This window comes from Streptomyces sp. NPDC088246 (assembly GCF_044741025.1).
Taxonomy (GTDB): domain Bacteria; phylum Actinomycetota; class Actinomycetes; order Streptomycetales; family Streptomycetaceae; genus Streptomyces.
Genome location: NZ_JBIURV010000005.1, coordinates 134912 through 147333 on the forward strand (window position 1 = coordinate 134912; position 12422 = coordinate 147333).

At 70.3% G+C, this 12422-nt stretch carries 13 protein-coding genes and 1 pseudogene; 9 read left to right on the forward strand and 5 right to left on the reverse strand.

Going from position 1 to position 12422, the window contains the following annotated elements:
- Positions 1 to 355 precede the first annotated feature (355 nt).
- From ACIPEK_RS09885 to ACIPEK_RS09915, 7 genes and pseudogenes are all read left to right on the forward strand, one after another.
- Entirely contained in the window at positions 356 to 2176 is a 1821-nt protein-coding gene (locus tag ACIPEK_RS09885) for a hypothetical protein (protein WP_401993066.1), read from the forward strand.
- A gap of 218 nt (positions 2177 to 2394) precedes the next feature.
- Positions 2395 to 3330: an ABC transporter ATP-binding protein gene (locus tag ACIPEK_RS09890; RefSeq protein WP_401993069.1), complete on the forward strand. Its 936-nt coding sequence runs from the start codon at positions 2395 to 2397 to the stop codon at positions 3328 to 3330.
- The gene (locus ACIPEK_RS09895; protein ID WP_401993072.1) at positions 3327 to 4067 is read left to right on the forward strand and encodes an ABC transporter permease; all 741 of its coding nucleotides are present in this window, start codon (positions 3327 to 3329) and stop codon (positions 4065 to 4067) included. Before ACIPEK_RS09890 ends, ACIPEK_RS09895 begins: the two co-directional genes overlap by 4 nt.
- A complete protein-coding gene (locus ACIPEK_RS09900) occupies positions 4064 to 5242 on the forward strand; it encodes a sensor histidine kinase (protein WP_401993075.1) in 1179 nt (392 codons plus the stop codon). Before ACIPEK_RS09895 ends, ACIPEK_RS09900 begins: the two co-directional genes overlap by 4 nt.
- On the forward strand, positions 5239 to 5850 hold the full coding sequence (locus ACIPEK_RS09905) for a response regulator (RefSeq protein WP_401993078.1): 612 nt from the start codon (positions 5239 to 5241) through the stop codon (positions 5848 to 5850). Before ACIPEK_RS09900 ends, ACIPEK_RS09905 begins: the two co-directional genes overlap by 4 nt.
- Before the next feature lie 389 nt (positions 5851 to 6239).
- Positions 6240 to 6683, forward strand: a complete 444-nt coding sequence (locus ACIPEK_RS09910) for a hypothetical protein (protein WP_401993081.1) — start codon at positions 6240 to 6242, stop codon at positions 6681 to 6683.
- A gap of 115 nt (positions 6684 to 6798) precedes the next feature.
- Positions 6799 to 6891, forward strand: a pseudogene (locus ACIPEK_RS09915) (DNA-binding response regulator); the annotation flags it as partial.
- 14 nt (positions 6892 to 6905) lie between these two features.
- Here the strand turns inward: ACIPEK_RS09915 and ACIPEK_RS09920 are convergent.
- The gene (locus tag ACIPEK_RS09920) at positions 6906 to 7778 is read right to left on the reverse strand and encodes a hypothetical protein (RefSeq protein WP_401993084.1); all 873 of its coding nucleotides are present in this window, start codon (positions 7776 to 7778) and stop codon (positions 6906 to 6908) included.
- Positions 7779 to 7946: 168 nt separating this feature from the next.
- Positions 7947 to 8171, reverse strand: coding sequence for a hypothetical protein (locus ACIPEK_RS09925; protein WP_401993087.1), 225 nt, complete (start codon positions 8169 to 8171; stop codon positions 7947 to 7949).
- 111 nt (positions 8172 to 8282) lie between these two features.
- Between ACIPEK_RS09925 and ACIPEK_RS09930 the strand changes: the two genes are divergently transcribed.
- Both ACIPEK_RS09930 and ACIPEK_RS09935 read left to right on the forward strand, forming a co-directional pair.
- On the forward strand, positions 8283 to 9107 hold the full coding sequence (locus ACIPEK_RS09930; protein WP_401993089.1) for a Scr1 family TA system antitoxin-like transcriptional regulator: 825 nt from the start codon (positions 8283 to 8285) through the stop codon (positions 9105 to 9107).
- Positions 9094 to 9387 carry a DUF397 domain-containing protein gene (locus ACIPEK_RS09935; protein WP_401993090.1) on the forward strand — a complete coding sequence of 98 codons (294 nt, stop codon included), beginning with the start codon at positions 9094 to 9096 and terminating at the stop codon, positions 9385 to 9387. Before ACIPEK_RS09930 ends, ACIPEK_RS09935 begins: the two co-directional genes overlap by 14 nt.
- Positions 9388 to 9419: 32 nt before the next feature.
- On the opposite strand, the gene ACIPEK_RS09940 is transcribed toward ACIPEK_RS09935, so the two are convergent.
- From ACIPEK_RS09940 to ACIPEK_RS09950, 3 genes are all read right to left on the reverse strand, one after another.
- Positions 9420 to 9707, reverse strand: coding sequence for an FG-GAP repeat protein (locus ACIPEK_RS09940; RefSeq protein WP_401993092.1), 288 nt, complete (start codon positions 9705 to 9707; stop codon positions 9420 to 9422).
- A gap of 353 nt (positions 9708 to 10060) precedes the next feature.
- Entirely contained in the window at positions 10061 to 10783 is a 723-nt protein-coding gene (locus ACIPEK_RS09945) for a class F sortase (protein ID WP_401993094.1), read from the reverse strand.
- Between the two features lie 151 nt (positions 10784 to 10934).
- Entirely contained in the window at positions 10935 to 11942 is a 1008-nt protein-coding gene (locus ACIPEK_RS09950) for a hypothetical protein (RefSeq protein WP_401993097.1), read from the reverse strand.
- Between the last annotated feature and the right edge of the window lie 480 nt (positions 11943 to 12422).

The following is a 12422-nucleotide window of genomic DNA, read 5'->3' on the forward strand; positions in this document are numbered from 1 at the left end:
CTGTCGGCGACGGCCAGTATGGTGGTTCGCGCGCCGAGCCGTCCCCTGGCCTGCGGCATGGGGGAAGTACGGGCGGCGGAGCCAATCGGGAGAACCTGCTTTGAGTCGTGAAACTGACAGTTCGTCCTCCGGGCCCCAGGGGCGCGGGGGAGCCGCGTACCCCTCGGGGACGCCGCCGTACGGATCCCGCCAGTATCCGTCGCTGCATCCTTCGCAGGACGCCCCGGAGGGGGCCCCGGAGCCTGCGGACCCGCCTCAGTCCGAGGAGCCGAGGACCGAGACGACGCTGACGACGCGCATCCGGATCAACATTCCGGGCTCGCGTCCCATCCCGCCGGTTGTCATGCGTACGCCCATGAGCGACGCCGACACGGCCGAAGCCGAGCGCACAGGCAGCATTCCGCGCCCCGGCTCGCCCGCGTCGGGTGCGTCCGACGCCGACCCGGGCGCCGAGACGAGAGCCGGTTCCGCGCCCGCGGAACCGGCTGCCGACAAGCCGGCCAGGGAGAAGAGCGGCAGCGACTGGTTCGCCCCGCGCAAGGCCCCCACGAACACCTCGGTCGTCGGCGGCAGCGGCAGCGCGGCCGGTGGCGCCGACGGCCCCACGGGCGAGGCGCCCGCCCCGCCCCGCGCCGACCTGCCGTATTTCTCGGACGGCCCGCAGCGCACGGGCGACCAGGACACACCCCGCCCCGGTCGCAGCGCCCTCGACGAGTTCAGCCACGGCGGCCCCGTAGCCGGCCCGCGCCCCACGCCGAACCTCGGGGTGCGTACGCCGGGCCCCTCCGGACCCACCACGGGCCCGGTCACCGGCACCTCGTCCCTCACCCCGAACCTCGACGGAGCGGGCGGCCAGGGCCCCGGAGGTCCGCGAGGCTCCGGTGGTCCCGCGGGCCTGCAGGGGCCCGGCGCACCCGGTGGCGTGCCCCCGCGGATGTCCGACGACACGGCGGTGCTGACGCCCCAGTTCGCGGCCCCGGCCTCCGCCGGGCCCGGCGGCAACGTCTCGGGTGACACGCTCACCAGCGGCATCCCCGTCGTTCCGCCGGAGCGCCGTTCGCCGTCCCCGTTCCCGAGCGCGGGCGGCCCCGGTGGCGGGCGTCCCGATCTGACGCCCCGTATCCCGGACGACGCGATGGGCACCGGACCGGCAGGACCCGGCGGTCCCGTCGCGCCGTCGCCCACCCCGGCGCCCCGCCCCGCCCCGGCGCCCACGCCGGCGAAGAAGAAGGGCCGCTCCAAGCTGGTCCTCCTCTGCGTCGGCGTCGTCGGCCTGGTCGGTGTCGCGTACGGCGCCGGACTGCTGATGAACCACTCCGACGTCCCCAAGGGCACCACCGTCCTCGGCGTCGACATCGGCGGCGGCACGAAGGAAGAAGGCGTCGCGAAGCTGGACGCCGCCCTCGGCAAGCGCGCCGAGGCCCCCCTCCAGCTCTCCGTGGACGGCAAGAAGGCCGAGCTCGCACCGGACAAGGCCGGGCTCGGCCTGGACAGCCAGGAGACCGTGCGCTCCGCCGCGGGCAGCGACTACAACCCGGTCTCCGTCATCGGCTCCCTCTTCGGCGGCAAGCGCGCCGTCGACCCGGTGATCCCGGTCGACGAGGAGAAACTCGGTGTCGCGCTGACGGACCTGGCCGGTGTCTCCGGCTCGGCCAACGACGGCACGATCAGGTTCGAGCCGGGCAAGGCCGTCGCCGTACCCGGCAAGTCGGGCAAGGCGCTGGACGTCAACCAGTCGATGATCTCGGTGCGCGACGCGTACCGGGCCCAGGTGCAGACGGGCAAGCCGGCCACCGTCGAACTGCCGGTCACCACCCGGGAGCCCACCATCAGCCAGGCCGAACTGGACCGGGCGATGAAGGACTTCGCGAAGCCCGCGATGTCCGGCCTGGTCACCATCAAGGCCGGGCCCAAGCAGATCCAGTTCGGCCCGGCGAAGTCGCTGCCGCAGATCCTCACGATGGTGCCGGTCAAGGGCCGACTGGTCGAGCACTACGACAAGAAGGCCATCGACACCCTCTGTGACGGCGTCTTCGACGGCATCGTGATCACCAAGGGTGACGGCAAGAAGCACCAGCTCAGTGCGGACGATGTGGCGCATGCCATGCAGACCGCGCTGCTCGGCAGGACCCCCGCCGCGCGGACCGTCACGATCGGCCTGAACGGAAACGGATAACCGCCCCACCGCGGAGAACCGCACCGCACAACCGCCCCCGTCCGGACCCCCGGCCGGGGGCGGCGTCGTGTTCGGCGGTGTACGGCACTGCAGCGGCGTCGTGTTCCGCGGACGTCCGGCACGACAGCGGCGTCATGCGCGCGGCATGACATCTGTCATCCCGTTTCCACGACCCGCGACCCTGCCGGACGGGCCCCCCGCTCCGCCACGCTGGACGCATGACGACAACAGCCACCGAGGCCACCGGGGCGAAGACCGCCGTGGTCCGCTTCGACCAGGTCAGCAAGGCGTACGGAGCGGTACGAGCAGTCGACGGACTCACCCTCGACCTGCACCCCGGCGAGACCGTTGCGCTCCTCGGCCCCAACGGCGCCGGAAAGTCCTCCACCCTGGACCTGCTGCTCGGCCTGCGCCCCGCCGACTCCGGTTCCGTCCAGGTCTTCGGCACGACCCCGCAGGGCGCCATCGCCGCGGGCCGCGTCGGCGCGATGCTGCAGAGCGGCGGTCTGATGGAGGACGTCACGGTCGAGGAACTGGTCCGCCTCGCCTGCGATCTGCACCCCAGGCCCTACCCGGTGGGCGAGGTGCTGTCCCGGGCCGGCATCGCGCAGATCGCCGACCGCATGGTCAACAAGCTCTCCGGCGGTCAGGAGCAGCGCGTACGGTTCGCGCTCGCCACCGCCGGGGCCAACGACCTGATCGTCCTCGACGAGCCGACCACCGGCATGGACGTCACCGCCCGCCAGGCCTTCTGGGCCACGATGCGGGAGCAGGCCGAGCAGGGCCGTACCGTCCTGTTCGCCACCCACTACCTCGAAGAGGCCGACGCGATCGCCGACCGCGTTCTCGTCCTCCACAAGGGCCGGCTGCTCGCAGACGGCAGCGCCGCCGAGATCAAGGCGAAGGCCGGAGCCCGCCGGATCTCCTTCGAGCTGGAGGGCCCGGTCGACGAAGCGGCCCTGCGCGCCCTGCCGTTCCTCTCCGCGCTCGACACCTCCGGCAACCGGGTCCGCATCCAGTCGCACAACGCCGACGCGACCGTCCACGCCGTCTACGCGCTCGGCCTCTACCCGCGCGAGCTCGAAGTCGCGGGACTCGGCCTGGAGCAGGCCTTCGTCGCCATCACCGAGGCCGAGGAGGCCAGGACCGCATGAACACCCTGATCAGGCTCGAAGTGACCCGCACCCTGCGGAACAAGAAGTTCATGTTCTTCTCGGTCATCTACCCGTCGGTGATCTATCTGCTGATCTCCGGCACCCGGAACACCACCGACAAGGTCCCGCACAGCGATCTCACCCTCCAGGCCTTCTTCATGGTCTCGATGGCCTCCTTCGGCGCGCTGACCGCCGTCCTCATGGGCAACAGCGAACGCATCGCCAAGGAGCGCGAGAAGGGCTGGGTCCGCCAGCTCCGGCTCACCGCACTGCCCAGCCGCGGCTACGTCCTGGCGAAGATCGCCAGCGCGGCGATGGTCACCCTGCCCTGCATCGTGGTCGTGTTCCTGGTCGCCGCCGGCGTCAAGCACGTACGGCTGGACACCTGGCAGTGGTTCGCGCTGGCGGGGGTCATCTGGGCCGGTTCGCTGGTCTTCGCCGCGCTCGGGGTCGCCATCGGCTACATCGCCAGCGGTGACGCGGTCCGCCCGATCACGATGATCATCTACTTCGGGCTCTCCATCCTCGGCGGTCTGTGGATGCCCAGCGCGACCTTCCCGCAGTGGCTGCAGAACATTTCCGAGTGGCTCCCCACCCATGCGTACGCTTCTCTCGGTCAGGCGATCGAGATGGGCGGCTCGCCGCACGCCAAGGACGTCGCCATCCTCTGCGCCTACTTCCTGATCTTCGCGGGCGGCGCAGCCTGGCTCTACCGGAAGGACACCCTGAAGGCGTGAACGACGAGGAGGAGTACGTGGGTGTCGGGCGCCCGCCGACGGGACGCCGGCAGGTCGGGATCAAGCTGCTCTGGATCGGTGTCTGGCTCGCGTTCATGAGCGCTCCGGTCAAGGACCTGGCCGACGGCCACCACACCCCGTGGGGCACCGCGCTGGGCGTACTGGGTCTGCTGGTCTTCGTCGGCGCCTATCTGATGCTGGTCTTCCGCCACACGTCGAAGGCCCTCGACCGGCGCGTCGTCCAGTCCTCGATCGCCTTCCTCGGCGCCCTCGCCATCACTCTCTTCCTGACTCTCGGCACCGCGTGGCTGGTCCTCTTCGTGTACGTGGCGGTCTCCGTCGGCGCCACACTGCCGCTGCGGACCGCCCGCTGGCTGATTCCCGCGGTCGTCGCCGTCCTGGTCCTCCTCGGCCTCACCGACGACCACCCCCGCGAGATCATCACCGCCCTGGTCTTCCCCGCACTCCTCGGCGGCTTCGCGATGACCGGCGTACGGCAGATGATCCGTACGACGATCCAGCTCCGCGAGGCCCGCGCGACCGTCGCCCAGCTCGCCGCCAACGAGGAGCGGCTCAGGCTCGCCCGCGATCTGCACGACCTGCTCGGCCACTCGCTCTCGCTCATCACGCTCAAGAGCGAACTGGCCGGGAGGATGCTCCCCGACCATCCGGAGCAGGCGGCCGCCCAGGTCGCGGACATCGAACAGGTCAGTCGCCAGGCCCTGGTCGACGTACGCAGCGCCGTCACCGGCTACCGCAGGCCGACCCTCCCCGGCGAACTGGCCGGAGCCCGTACCGCACTCGCCGCCGCGGGCGTCACCGCCGACGTCCCCGCCGAGGCTCCTGAGGACCTCCCCGAGAAGCCGGAGGAGGTGCTCGCCTGGGCACTGCGCGAAGCCGTCACCAACGTCGTACGCCACAGCGGCGCCCGGCACTGCACCGTCACCCTCACCCCCCGCCAGACCCTCGACGGCAGGGTCCTCGAACTCACCGTCGCGGACGACGGCGTCGGAGCCGCGGGTACGAAACCGGGCAACGGCCTCACCGGCATCACCGAACGCCTGGCCACGGTCGACGGCGCGCTGACCAGCCGGGCCGGTAACTCCGGATCCGGTAAAGGCTTCACCCTGACCCTGACCGTCCCGCTCGGTTCCGGCCTAGGATCCACGGAATGAGCATGATCAGACTCCTCCTCGCCGAGGACCAGTCCATGGTGCGCGAGGCCCTCGCGGCACTCCTCGGCCTGGAACCCGACATCGAGGTGGTGGCCCAGGTCGCCCGGGGGGACGAGGTGCTCGCCGCGGCCCAGGAGCATCGCATCGACGTGGCGCTCCTGGACATCGAGATGCCGGGCATGACCGGTATCGACGCGGCGGCGGCCCTGCGGCGCGAACTCCCGGCGGTGAAGGTCGTCGTCGTCACCACCTTCGGCCGCCCCGGCTACCTGCGCCGCGCCATGGAGTCGGGCGCCGACGCCTTCCTGGTGAAGGACGCACCGGCCGCCCAACTGGCCTCGGCGGTAAGGAAGGTGCTGGCGGGGGAGCGGGTCATCGATCCCACCCTCGCGGCTGCCGCACTCGCCGACGGGGCGAGCCCGCTCACCGACCGCGAACGCGATGTGCTGCGCACGGCGGCGGACGGCTCCACCAACGCGGAGATCGCGGCCACGCTCCACCTCTCGCAGGGGACGGTCCGCAACTACCTCTCCATGGCGATCCAGAAGATGGCGGCCCGCAACCGGGCCGAGGCGGTCCGCATCGCCCGCGAGAAGGGCTGGCTGTAGAGCCGTAGCAGCAGGCCGGGGCCCGGCCGCCGTTGTCGCCGCGACCGGACCCCGCTCCGTTCCCCCGGCTGAGGGAAGGACGCCACCTGCGACGGAACGGTGCTCGTCCCGGACGTAGGAGCACTCTTGCGACGGGCTGCCAGGTCAAGGTGGCCACGAGAGGGCTGTGCACAGGACCGGGGCTGGTCGTCCTTGCATGACACCTCACTTACGTTCAAGTCACGTCTTCCGAAATGGTGTGCCGGTGGCCACTCGCCGATCCGTTGGCAGGCCATGCGGTGGGTTCGGCCGGGAGGGCGGGTTCGTCGGTTCCTTCGTACCGATGCGAATACGCCACCCCCCATTTTCCGGTCGGTCTAAGATCACTTACTCATTCGCTAGGGGGAAGCATGCGCAAGATCATCATTGGAACGGCTCTGGTCCTGGCCACGACTCTGCTGACGGGATGCGGCAGCGACGACGGCCCGGCGACCGTCGGCAAGTCCGCGAACGCGAACGCGAGCGGGAAGCCGCAGCCGGACGCCGGCAGTGGCGAGGGCAAGCACGAGGTCACCCTCGAAGTTCTTGGTACGGGCACGTCGCAGGTCTACTACAACCTCGACACCAACAAGATGGAGAAGGTGACGCTGCCCTGGAAGAAGACGTCGACCATCACCTTGACGACCGACGCCGAGAAGAGGACCGGCCTTTCGGTGTCCGTCGTTCCCGGCTCCGTGCCCGACCCCGACGGCATGCTCCACGCGGCGGCCTGCGTCATCACCGTCGATGGGAAGAAGGTCGCGGACAACCAGGGCGGCAAATCCGACAAGATGTGTCAGTACAAGGTGAAGTGAGGCTCTCCGGACGGGCTTGACGCCGCCGGCCGTCCGGTGCGGAGCAGGTCGAACACGACGTGACGCCACGAGAAGCCCCGGGCATCGCTTCGCCGTACGCTCCGCCTCCGGCAGGACGGTCCGCAACTACCTCTCCATGGCGATCCAGAAGATGGCGGCCCGCAATCGGGCGGAGGCGGCCCGGATCGCCCGCGAGAAGGGCTGGCTCCAAGGCCTGTCCTTTCAGCGGCGTGGGCGGGCGAGTCGGCCCGGCATCCCCGCGCGCACGGCCGCCGCACCACGCACAGTGGCCGCAGCCGCCGATTCCCGCTGCGGTGCCGCACTCTGGCACGAACCGCACAGCTCCTCGTCTCCCACGGGAGTGAAGAGCAGCGGCTGTACGTGGGGTCCGGCGCACTCCCGCATCAGGGACAGGCGGGACGGCGGGGCGGGAGGTGTCGGCGGGGTGGGTGGCGTCACGGGACTCGGCTCGCGGAGCACGTATCGCAGGAGGCCGCCGGGCCGGTGGATGGCCTGCCCCTGCCCGGGCAGACTGCGTCGGATGTCCGCGCGTACGTCATCGGCGGTGTGCCCGAGAGTCAGCCACTCGGAGGCGAGGGCGACGAGCTGCGGGACCATGCCGCGCGGCACGGTCAGCCGGGCGTCCAGCGCGGTCAGGCTGTCGACCAACTCCCTTGCCCCGCGCTCCGCTTCCGGCTCGGGGGCCGAGCGCGGGGGAAGGTCGGAGGTGTTCCCTTCGGGGGTCTTTTCGGGATGACGACCGGTGACCCGGCCCCTCGGCTGACCGGCGGCCGGACAGGCGACCGTCGGACGCCCGTCGCGCGCGGCGAGGGCCTCCTCGGCGGTCAGCGGTACGGACGACACGAGCTGCACGGTGGTCCAGAGGCCGCGCAGCCCTTGCTGCCGCCACTCGTGTACGTACCCCTCCTCCTTGAGCTGCGCCTTGGCGCGGTTGAAGGCGCCCTTCTTGATCCCGGCGCGGTCGGCGGTGCGGGAGAGGGACTCGTCGGTGTCCTGGGGGAGGGAGAGCTGCCAGGTGAGGATGCGGACCGCGTCGGACGACAGCCGGGGATGTCGGAGGATCTCGTTGGACACCTGGGAAAAGAAACGAACGGGGGCGATAACATGCCGAAGCATTGTTGGTGCTCCTAGGGTAGGCACTGACGGTGTAGGCCCTTGTCGCCGGGTGCAACCAGCGATGAGGGCCGTTTTATCGGTCACCGTACAGCAACGTGCGTGCACGCAGGGTCACTTCACGCAGGCTCACCACTCGCCGCCGTAGCGCTCCTGCTTCCGTTTGAGCCAGGCCTGGATGACATGGGTCTCCTCGGGCGAGGCGTCGCGCAGGTCGCCCGCGCTGATGGTCGCCACGAAGTGCACGAACCGCACACGCCGACGGTCCCCGTCGACCTCGATGACCTTGCCTGGGCCGTAGACGTCGGTGCCGGTGTGGGCGACGTAGGTGTCCTGCCCGAAGGGCGTTGCCATTGCACTGCCTCTCACTCTGTGTGTAATTCACGTCACAGAGTGGGCTGCTTGCGGATACGCTCGCCAGAGGGTTCAGAGTGACGACGCGCTTCGCACATAGGGGAATTGCCGGTGGCCATCGAGGACAATCCCGAATCCCGGGTCTCGTACGGCGAGGAACTGCGCAGCCGCCGGGAGGCGGCCGGGCTCACGCAGGAGCAGTTGAGCCAGCGTGCAATTCTCTCGCGCACACACGTGGCGCACATGGAGGCGGGGCGGCGGAGACCGTCGCCGGAGGACGCCCAGAGGCTGGACCAGGTGCTGGGGACGGGCGGGTTCTTCGTGCGGTTTCTGCCTACGTTGGACGGGCGGAAAGTCGCGGAACACTTCGAGGCTGCGGCAGAGTTTGAGCAACAGGCGTCGGTTATCAGGGAGTACGGGGCGTCACTGATCCCGGGCATCCTGCAGACCGATGGGTATGCCCGGGCGGTCTTTCAGACGCGCTTTCCTCCCATGACTGAGGAGGAATGTGACGAGGCGCTCGTCACGCGCCTCGGACGATCTCGAATCCTCGACGATCCCAAGTCACCAGTTGTGTGGACGCTACTGGACGAAGCAGCGCTGCGACGTCCGGTCGGCGGGCCGTTGGTGATGGCGCAACAGTTGCAGCACGTCCTGGCGTTGGGCGACAGCCGCCGCATCCGCGTCCATGTGCTTCCGTTTGGTGTGGGCGCTCATACCCTGATGGAAGGCATGGTCTCTCTCATGTGGTTCGAGGATCTGCCGCCCATCGTCTATGCCGAGGGCTGGAAGACGGGCAAGGTCTGGGACACCGCGACAGTGGTACAGCAGTGCCTCGCGGCTTACGATCTTGTCCTGGGAGATGCGCTGTCGCACCAGAAGTCGTTAGCCCTCATCAGGTCAGTCGCGGAGGAATACGAGCATGAAGCGCAGTGAGCACATCGTTCTGGACGCCTCGTCCCTGCCCATGTGGCGCAAGTCCAGCTACAGCGGCGCGAATGAGGGCAGTTGCCTGGAGGTCAGCGAGGCATACGCGACCTGGCGCAAGTCCTCGTACAGCGGTGGCGAAAGCGGCGACTGTCTTGAAGTGAACGACGACTGCACCGCCTGCGTCCCCGTCCGTGACAGCAAGAACCCGCACGGCCCGGCCGTCGTCTTCGCGGCCTCGGCCTGGACGCCGTTCGTCACGGCGGTCAAGGGTGAAGGCCTGGTGTGACGGCGTACGTGCGGGGGCGCACCCCCGCACGGTCAGGCCGTCAGCGTCTCGCTGAAGCGGGACAGGCCGGCCGGGGCGCCGAGGGTGGCCGCGCCGAATGAGACGGCGCCTTTGGCGATGATCCCGGTGGCGTCCGAGCCGAAGATCCACAGAGCGCCCCTGCTGCTGTTCTCCGTGGGGTCGCCGGCCACCAGCTCCGCGCGTCCGTTGCCGTCGTAGTCGCCCAGTGCGGTGGCCTCGCCGAAGTGGTCGCCCGTCTCGGCGACACCCGGGACCCCTGCCGTGTACTGGCCGAACTCCTTGGAGCCGGTGCGGCTCACACCGCTGCTTGCGGGTGGAGGACAGGCCGCCGGGGCCCCGAGGAGAACGCTCGCGGCGGGCCCGCACCCTCCGCCTTGCCGACGGTAGCCATAGGGGCGCCCACAGCGACGTTCGGATGCGGGGGCGGTCGGCTTCGTCGTGGCGTGGCCGACGGGCATCACGACGGCTCCGGCGACCAGAGCGATGCCGGTTGCGATCGCCAGGCGGCGGCGGTGGGAGAGAACGGGCACGTTGCTCAAATCCGTTGCTCAGAAGGCGAGTCGGGGCGGCAGGAACTCAGGTTCCGTGCCGCCCCGTACGACCTCCCGGCCCGGCGGATGGTTGTATCCCGGCGTCGACCGCCGACCGGCTGTCAGCCATTCTTGGAGGATTCGAGGTGGGCGAAGGCCACCACGTTGTCCTCGTAGTGCTTGGCCTTCCTGTTGTACGGGCCGCCGCAAGTGATCAGGCGCAGTTGCGCGGACGGGGTGTCCGAGTAGACGCGCTTGTCCGGGAACTTCGCCTTGTTGAACGTCTCGACGGAGTCGACCTTGAATGTGGCGACCGAGCCGTCGGCGCGGGTGATGTCGACCGTGGAACCCGGCTTGAGGAACTGGAGCTGCAGGAACACGGCCGGACCGGTCGTCGTGTCGACATGGCCCGCCACGATCGCGGCACCGCGCTCGCCAGGGGTGACACCGCCCTTGAACCAGCCCACCAAGTTGCTGTCGTTCGGGGGCGGCGGGTTCAGCCGACCGTCGGCGCCGATGGACAGGGCGGTGAACGGTGCCTTGACGGCGAGGGACGGAATCTGCAGCCGCGTCGGGACGGAACGCGACATCGCCGGGCCGACGGCGGGCGCCGACGGGGTGACGGGTCGGGGCGCGGCATGGGAGCCGAGGACCTCGGGTGCGGCTGCGGGCGCGACGGCGGCGGGTGGGGCCGGCGGCTTGTCGTCGACCGAGGTTTCGATGGAGTTGTAGATCAGGAGCATGCCGACCCCGGCTGCCACGGCGGGCCACATCAAGGCGCGGCCCAGTGTGGTTCCGGGGGCAGTCCGGGTTGGGATGGAGCCGGGAGACTGCGGGGCGGCCATGGGAACGTGCCTTTCGGTTGTGCGGTGTTGGAGAGGGGTGAGGGAGGGGTGCGGGGGTGAGGGTGGGGTGTGCAATCGAAGCCGTCGCGGCCGCCGCCCCGAGGGACGGCGGCCGCGACAAACGAAACGACCGGTCAGCCGTTGGGCCCGGTCAGGCGATCGCACCGCCCGACGACTGGCGACGGCGCAGCTTGTACGCGCCGAAGCCGATGCCACCGATCAGCAGCGCCGAGCCGGCGGCCAGGCTGTTGCTGGTCGTAGCCATACCGCCGCCGCCGGCGTTGACGCCACCGCTGGGCTTGCCCTTGTCGCCGCCGCGGCCACCTTCGTCGCCGCCGCGGCCACCCTTGTCGCCGCCACGGCCGCCCTCGTCGTCGCCGCCGCGACCACCCTTGTCGCCGCGACCGCCTTCGTCGCCGCCGCGGCCGCCCTCGTCGTCGCCGCCGCGGCCACCTTCGTCGTCGCCGCCGCGACCGCCTTCGTCGTCGGTGATGACCCGGGCCATGAAGCCGCCGCCGGCGTTGACGCCACCGCTGGGCTTGCCCTTGTCGCCGCCGCGGCCACCTTCGTCGCCGCCACGGCCACCCTTGTCGCCGCCGCGACCGCCTTCGTCGCCGCCGCGACCACCCTTGTCGCCGCGACCGCCTTCGTCGCCGCCGCGGCCACCCTCGTCGTCGCCGCCGCGACCGCCCTCGTCGTCGCCGCCGCGGCCACCTTCGTCGTCGCCGCCGCGGCCACCCTCGTCGTCGGTGATGACCCGGGCCATGAAGCCGCCGCCGGCCTGAACGCCACCGCTGGGCTTGCCCTTGTCGCCGCCGCGGCCGCCTTCGTCGCCGCCGCGGCCACCCTTGTCGCCGCGGCCGCCTTCGTCGCCGCCGCGGCCACCCTCGTCGTCGCCGCCACGGCCGCCTTCGTCGCCGCCGCGGCCACCCTCGTCGCCGCCGCGACCGCCTTCGTCGCCGCCGCGGCCACCCTCGTCGTCGCCGCCACGGCCACCTTCGTCGGAGCCGGACTTTCCGTTCTCGTCGCTGCGCGAGGACGAGGATCCCTTGTGGTGTCCCGAATCCGCGGCCGTGGCCATGGCGTAGGCGGAGGGACCGGTAATGGCAAGGACCGCTGTGACAGCGGCCGAAGCGAACAGTGTGCGGGCAGAGCGCATCTGAACACATTCCTTCCGCCGCAACTGCGAAGAGTGACAGGGCGTCGACTCAGACTGGCGCAGTGGCGACATGATCTACCGTCAGTCCGAATGTCACTTTGCGCCAACGCAAAATGCCGCATTGAGGCCATGTCGTGGGCCCTTCGGGTGGCGAAAAGCCAATAATCACCCGTTGGACTGCACGCAGAGCCACGTGAGGTTTGGGCGGCGATCGTCCACTCGTTTGCCGACGCTTCGGCACGGTGGCCCAATCGCCACCCGGCTCCGCAATGATCCCTCGATGGGCTCGAACAGCCCTTTGGCGAACTGGAGTTGAGAAGAATCGCTCTCCCTGTCCGGCGAGACGTGCGCGCGCGGTGCCTGGCGGGAATTCGCCCGGAGCCATACTTTGAATTTGCGTAACGGCGTACGTGACCCGCCGATGCGCAGAGGCTGATCTACTTGTCCTCGGCTGCCGGGTGTGAAAGCGCAGGAGGCGGG

Coding starts and splice junctions, on each gene's coding strand:
- ACIPEK_RS09885 (WP_401993066.1), top strand. CDS start 356: ATGAGCGACGCCGACACGGCCGAAGCCGAGCGCACAGGCAGCATTCCG.
- ACIPEK_RS09890 (WP_401993069.1), top strand. CDS start 2,395: ATGACGACAACAGCCACCGAGGCCACCGGGGCGAAGACCGCCGTGGTC.
- ACIPEK_RS09895 (WP_401993072.1), top strand. CDS start 3,327: ATGAACACCCTGATCAGGCTCGAAGTGACCCGCACCCTGCGGAACAAG.
- ACIPEK_RS09935 (WP_401993090.1), top strand. CDS start 9,094: ATGAAGCGCAGTGAGCACATCGTTCTGGACGCCTCGTCCCTGCCCATG.
- ACIPEK_RS09950 (WP_401993097.1), bottom strand. CDS start 11,942: ATGCGCTCTGCCCGCACACTGTTCGCTTCGGCCGCTGTCACAGCGGTC.
- ACIPEK_RS09910 (WP_401993081.1), top strand. CDS start 6,240: ATGCGCAAGATCATCATTGGAACGGCTCTGGTCCTGGCCACGACTCTG.
- ACIPEK_RS09945 (WP_401993094.1), bottom strand. CDS start 10,783: ATGGCCGCCCCGCAGTCTCCCGGCTCCATCCCAACCCGGACTGCCCCC.
- ACIPEK_RS09925 (WP_401993087.1), bottom strand. CDS start 8,171: ATGGCAACGCCCTTCGGGCAGGACACCTACGTCGCCCACACCGGCACC.
- ACIPEK_RS09905 (WP_401993078.1), top strand. CDS start 5,239: ATGAGCATGATCAGACTCCTCCTCGCCGAGGACCAGTCCATGGTGCGC.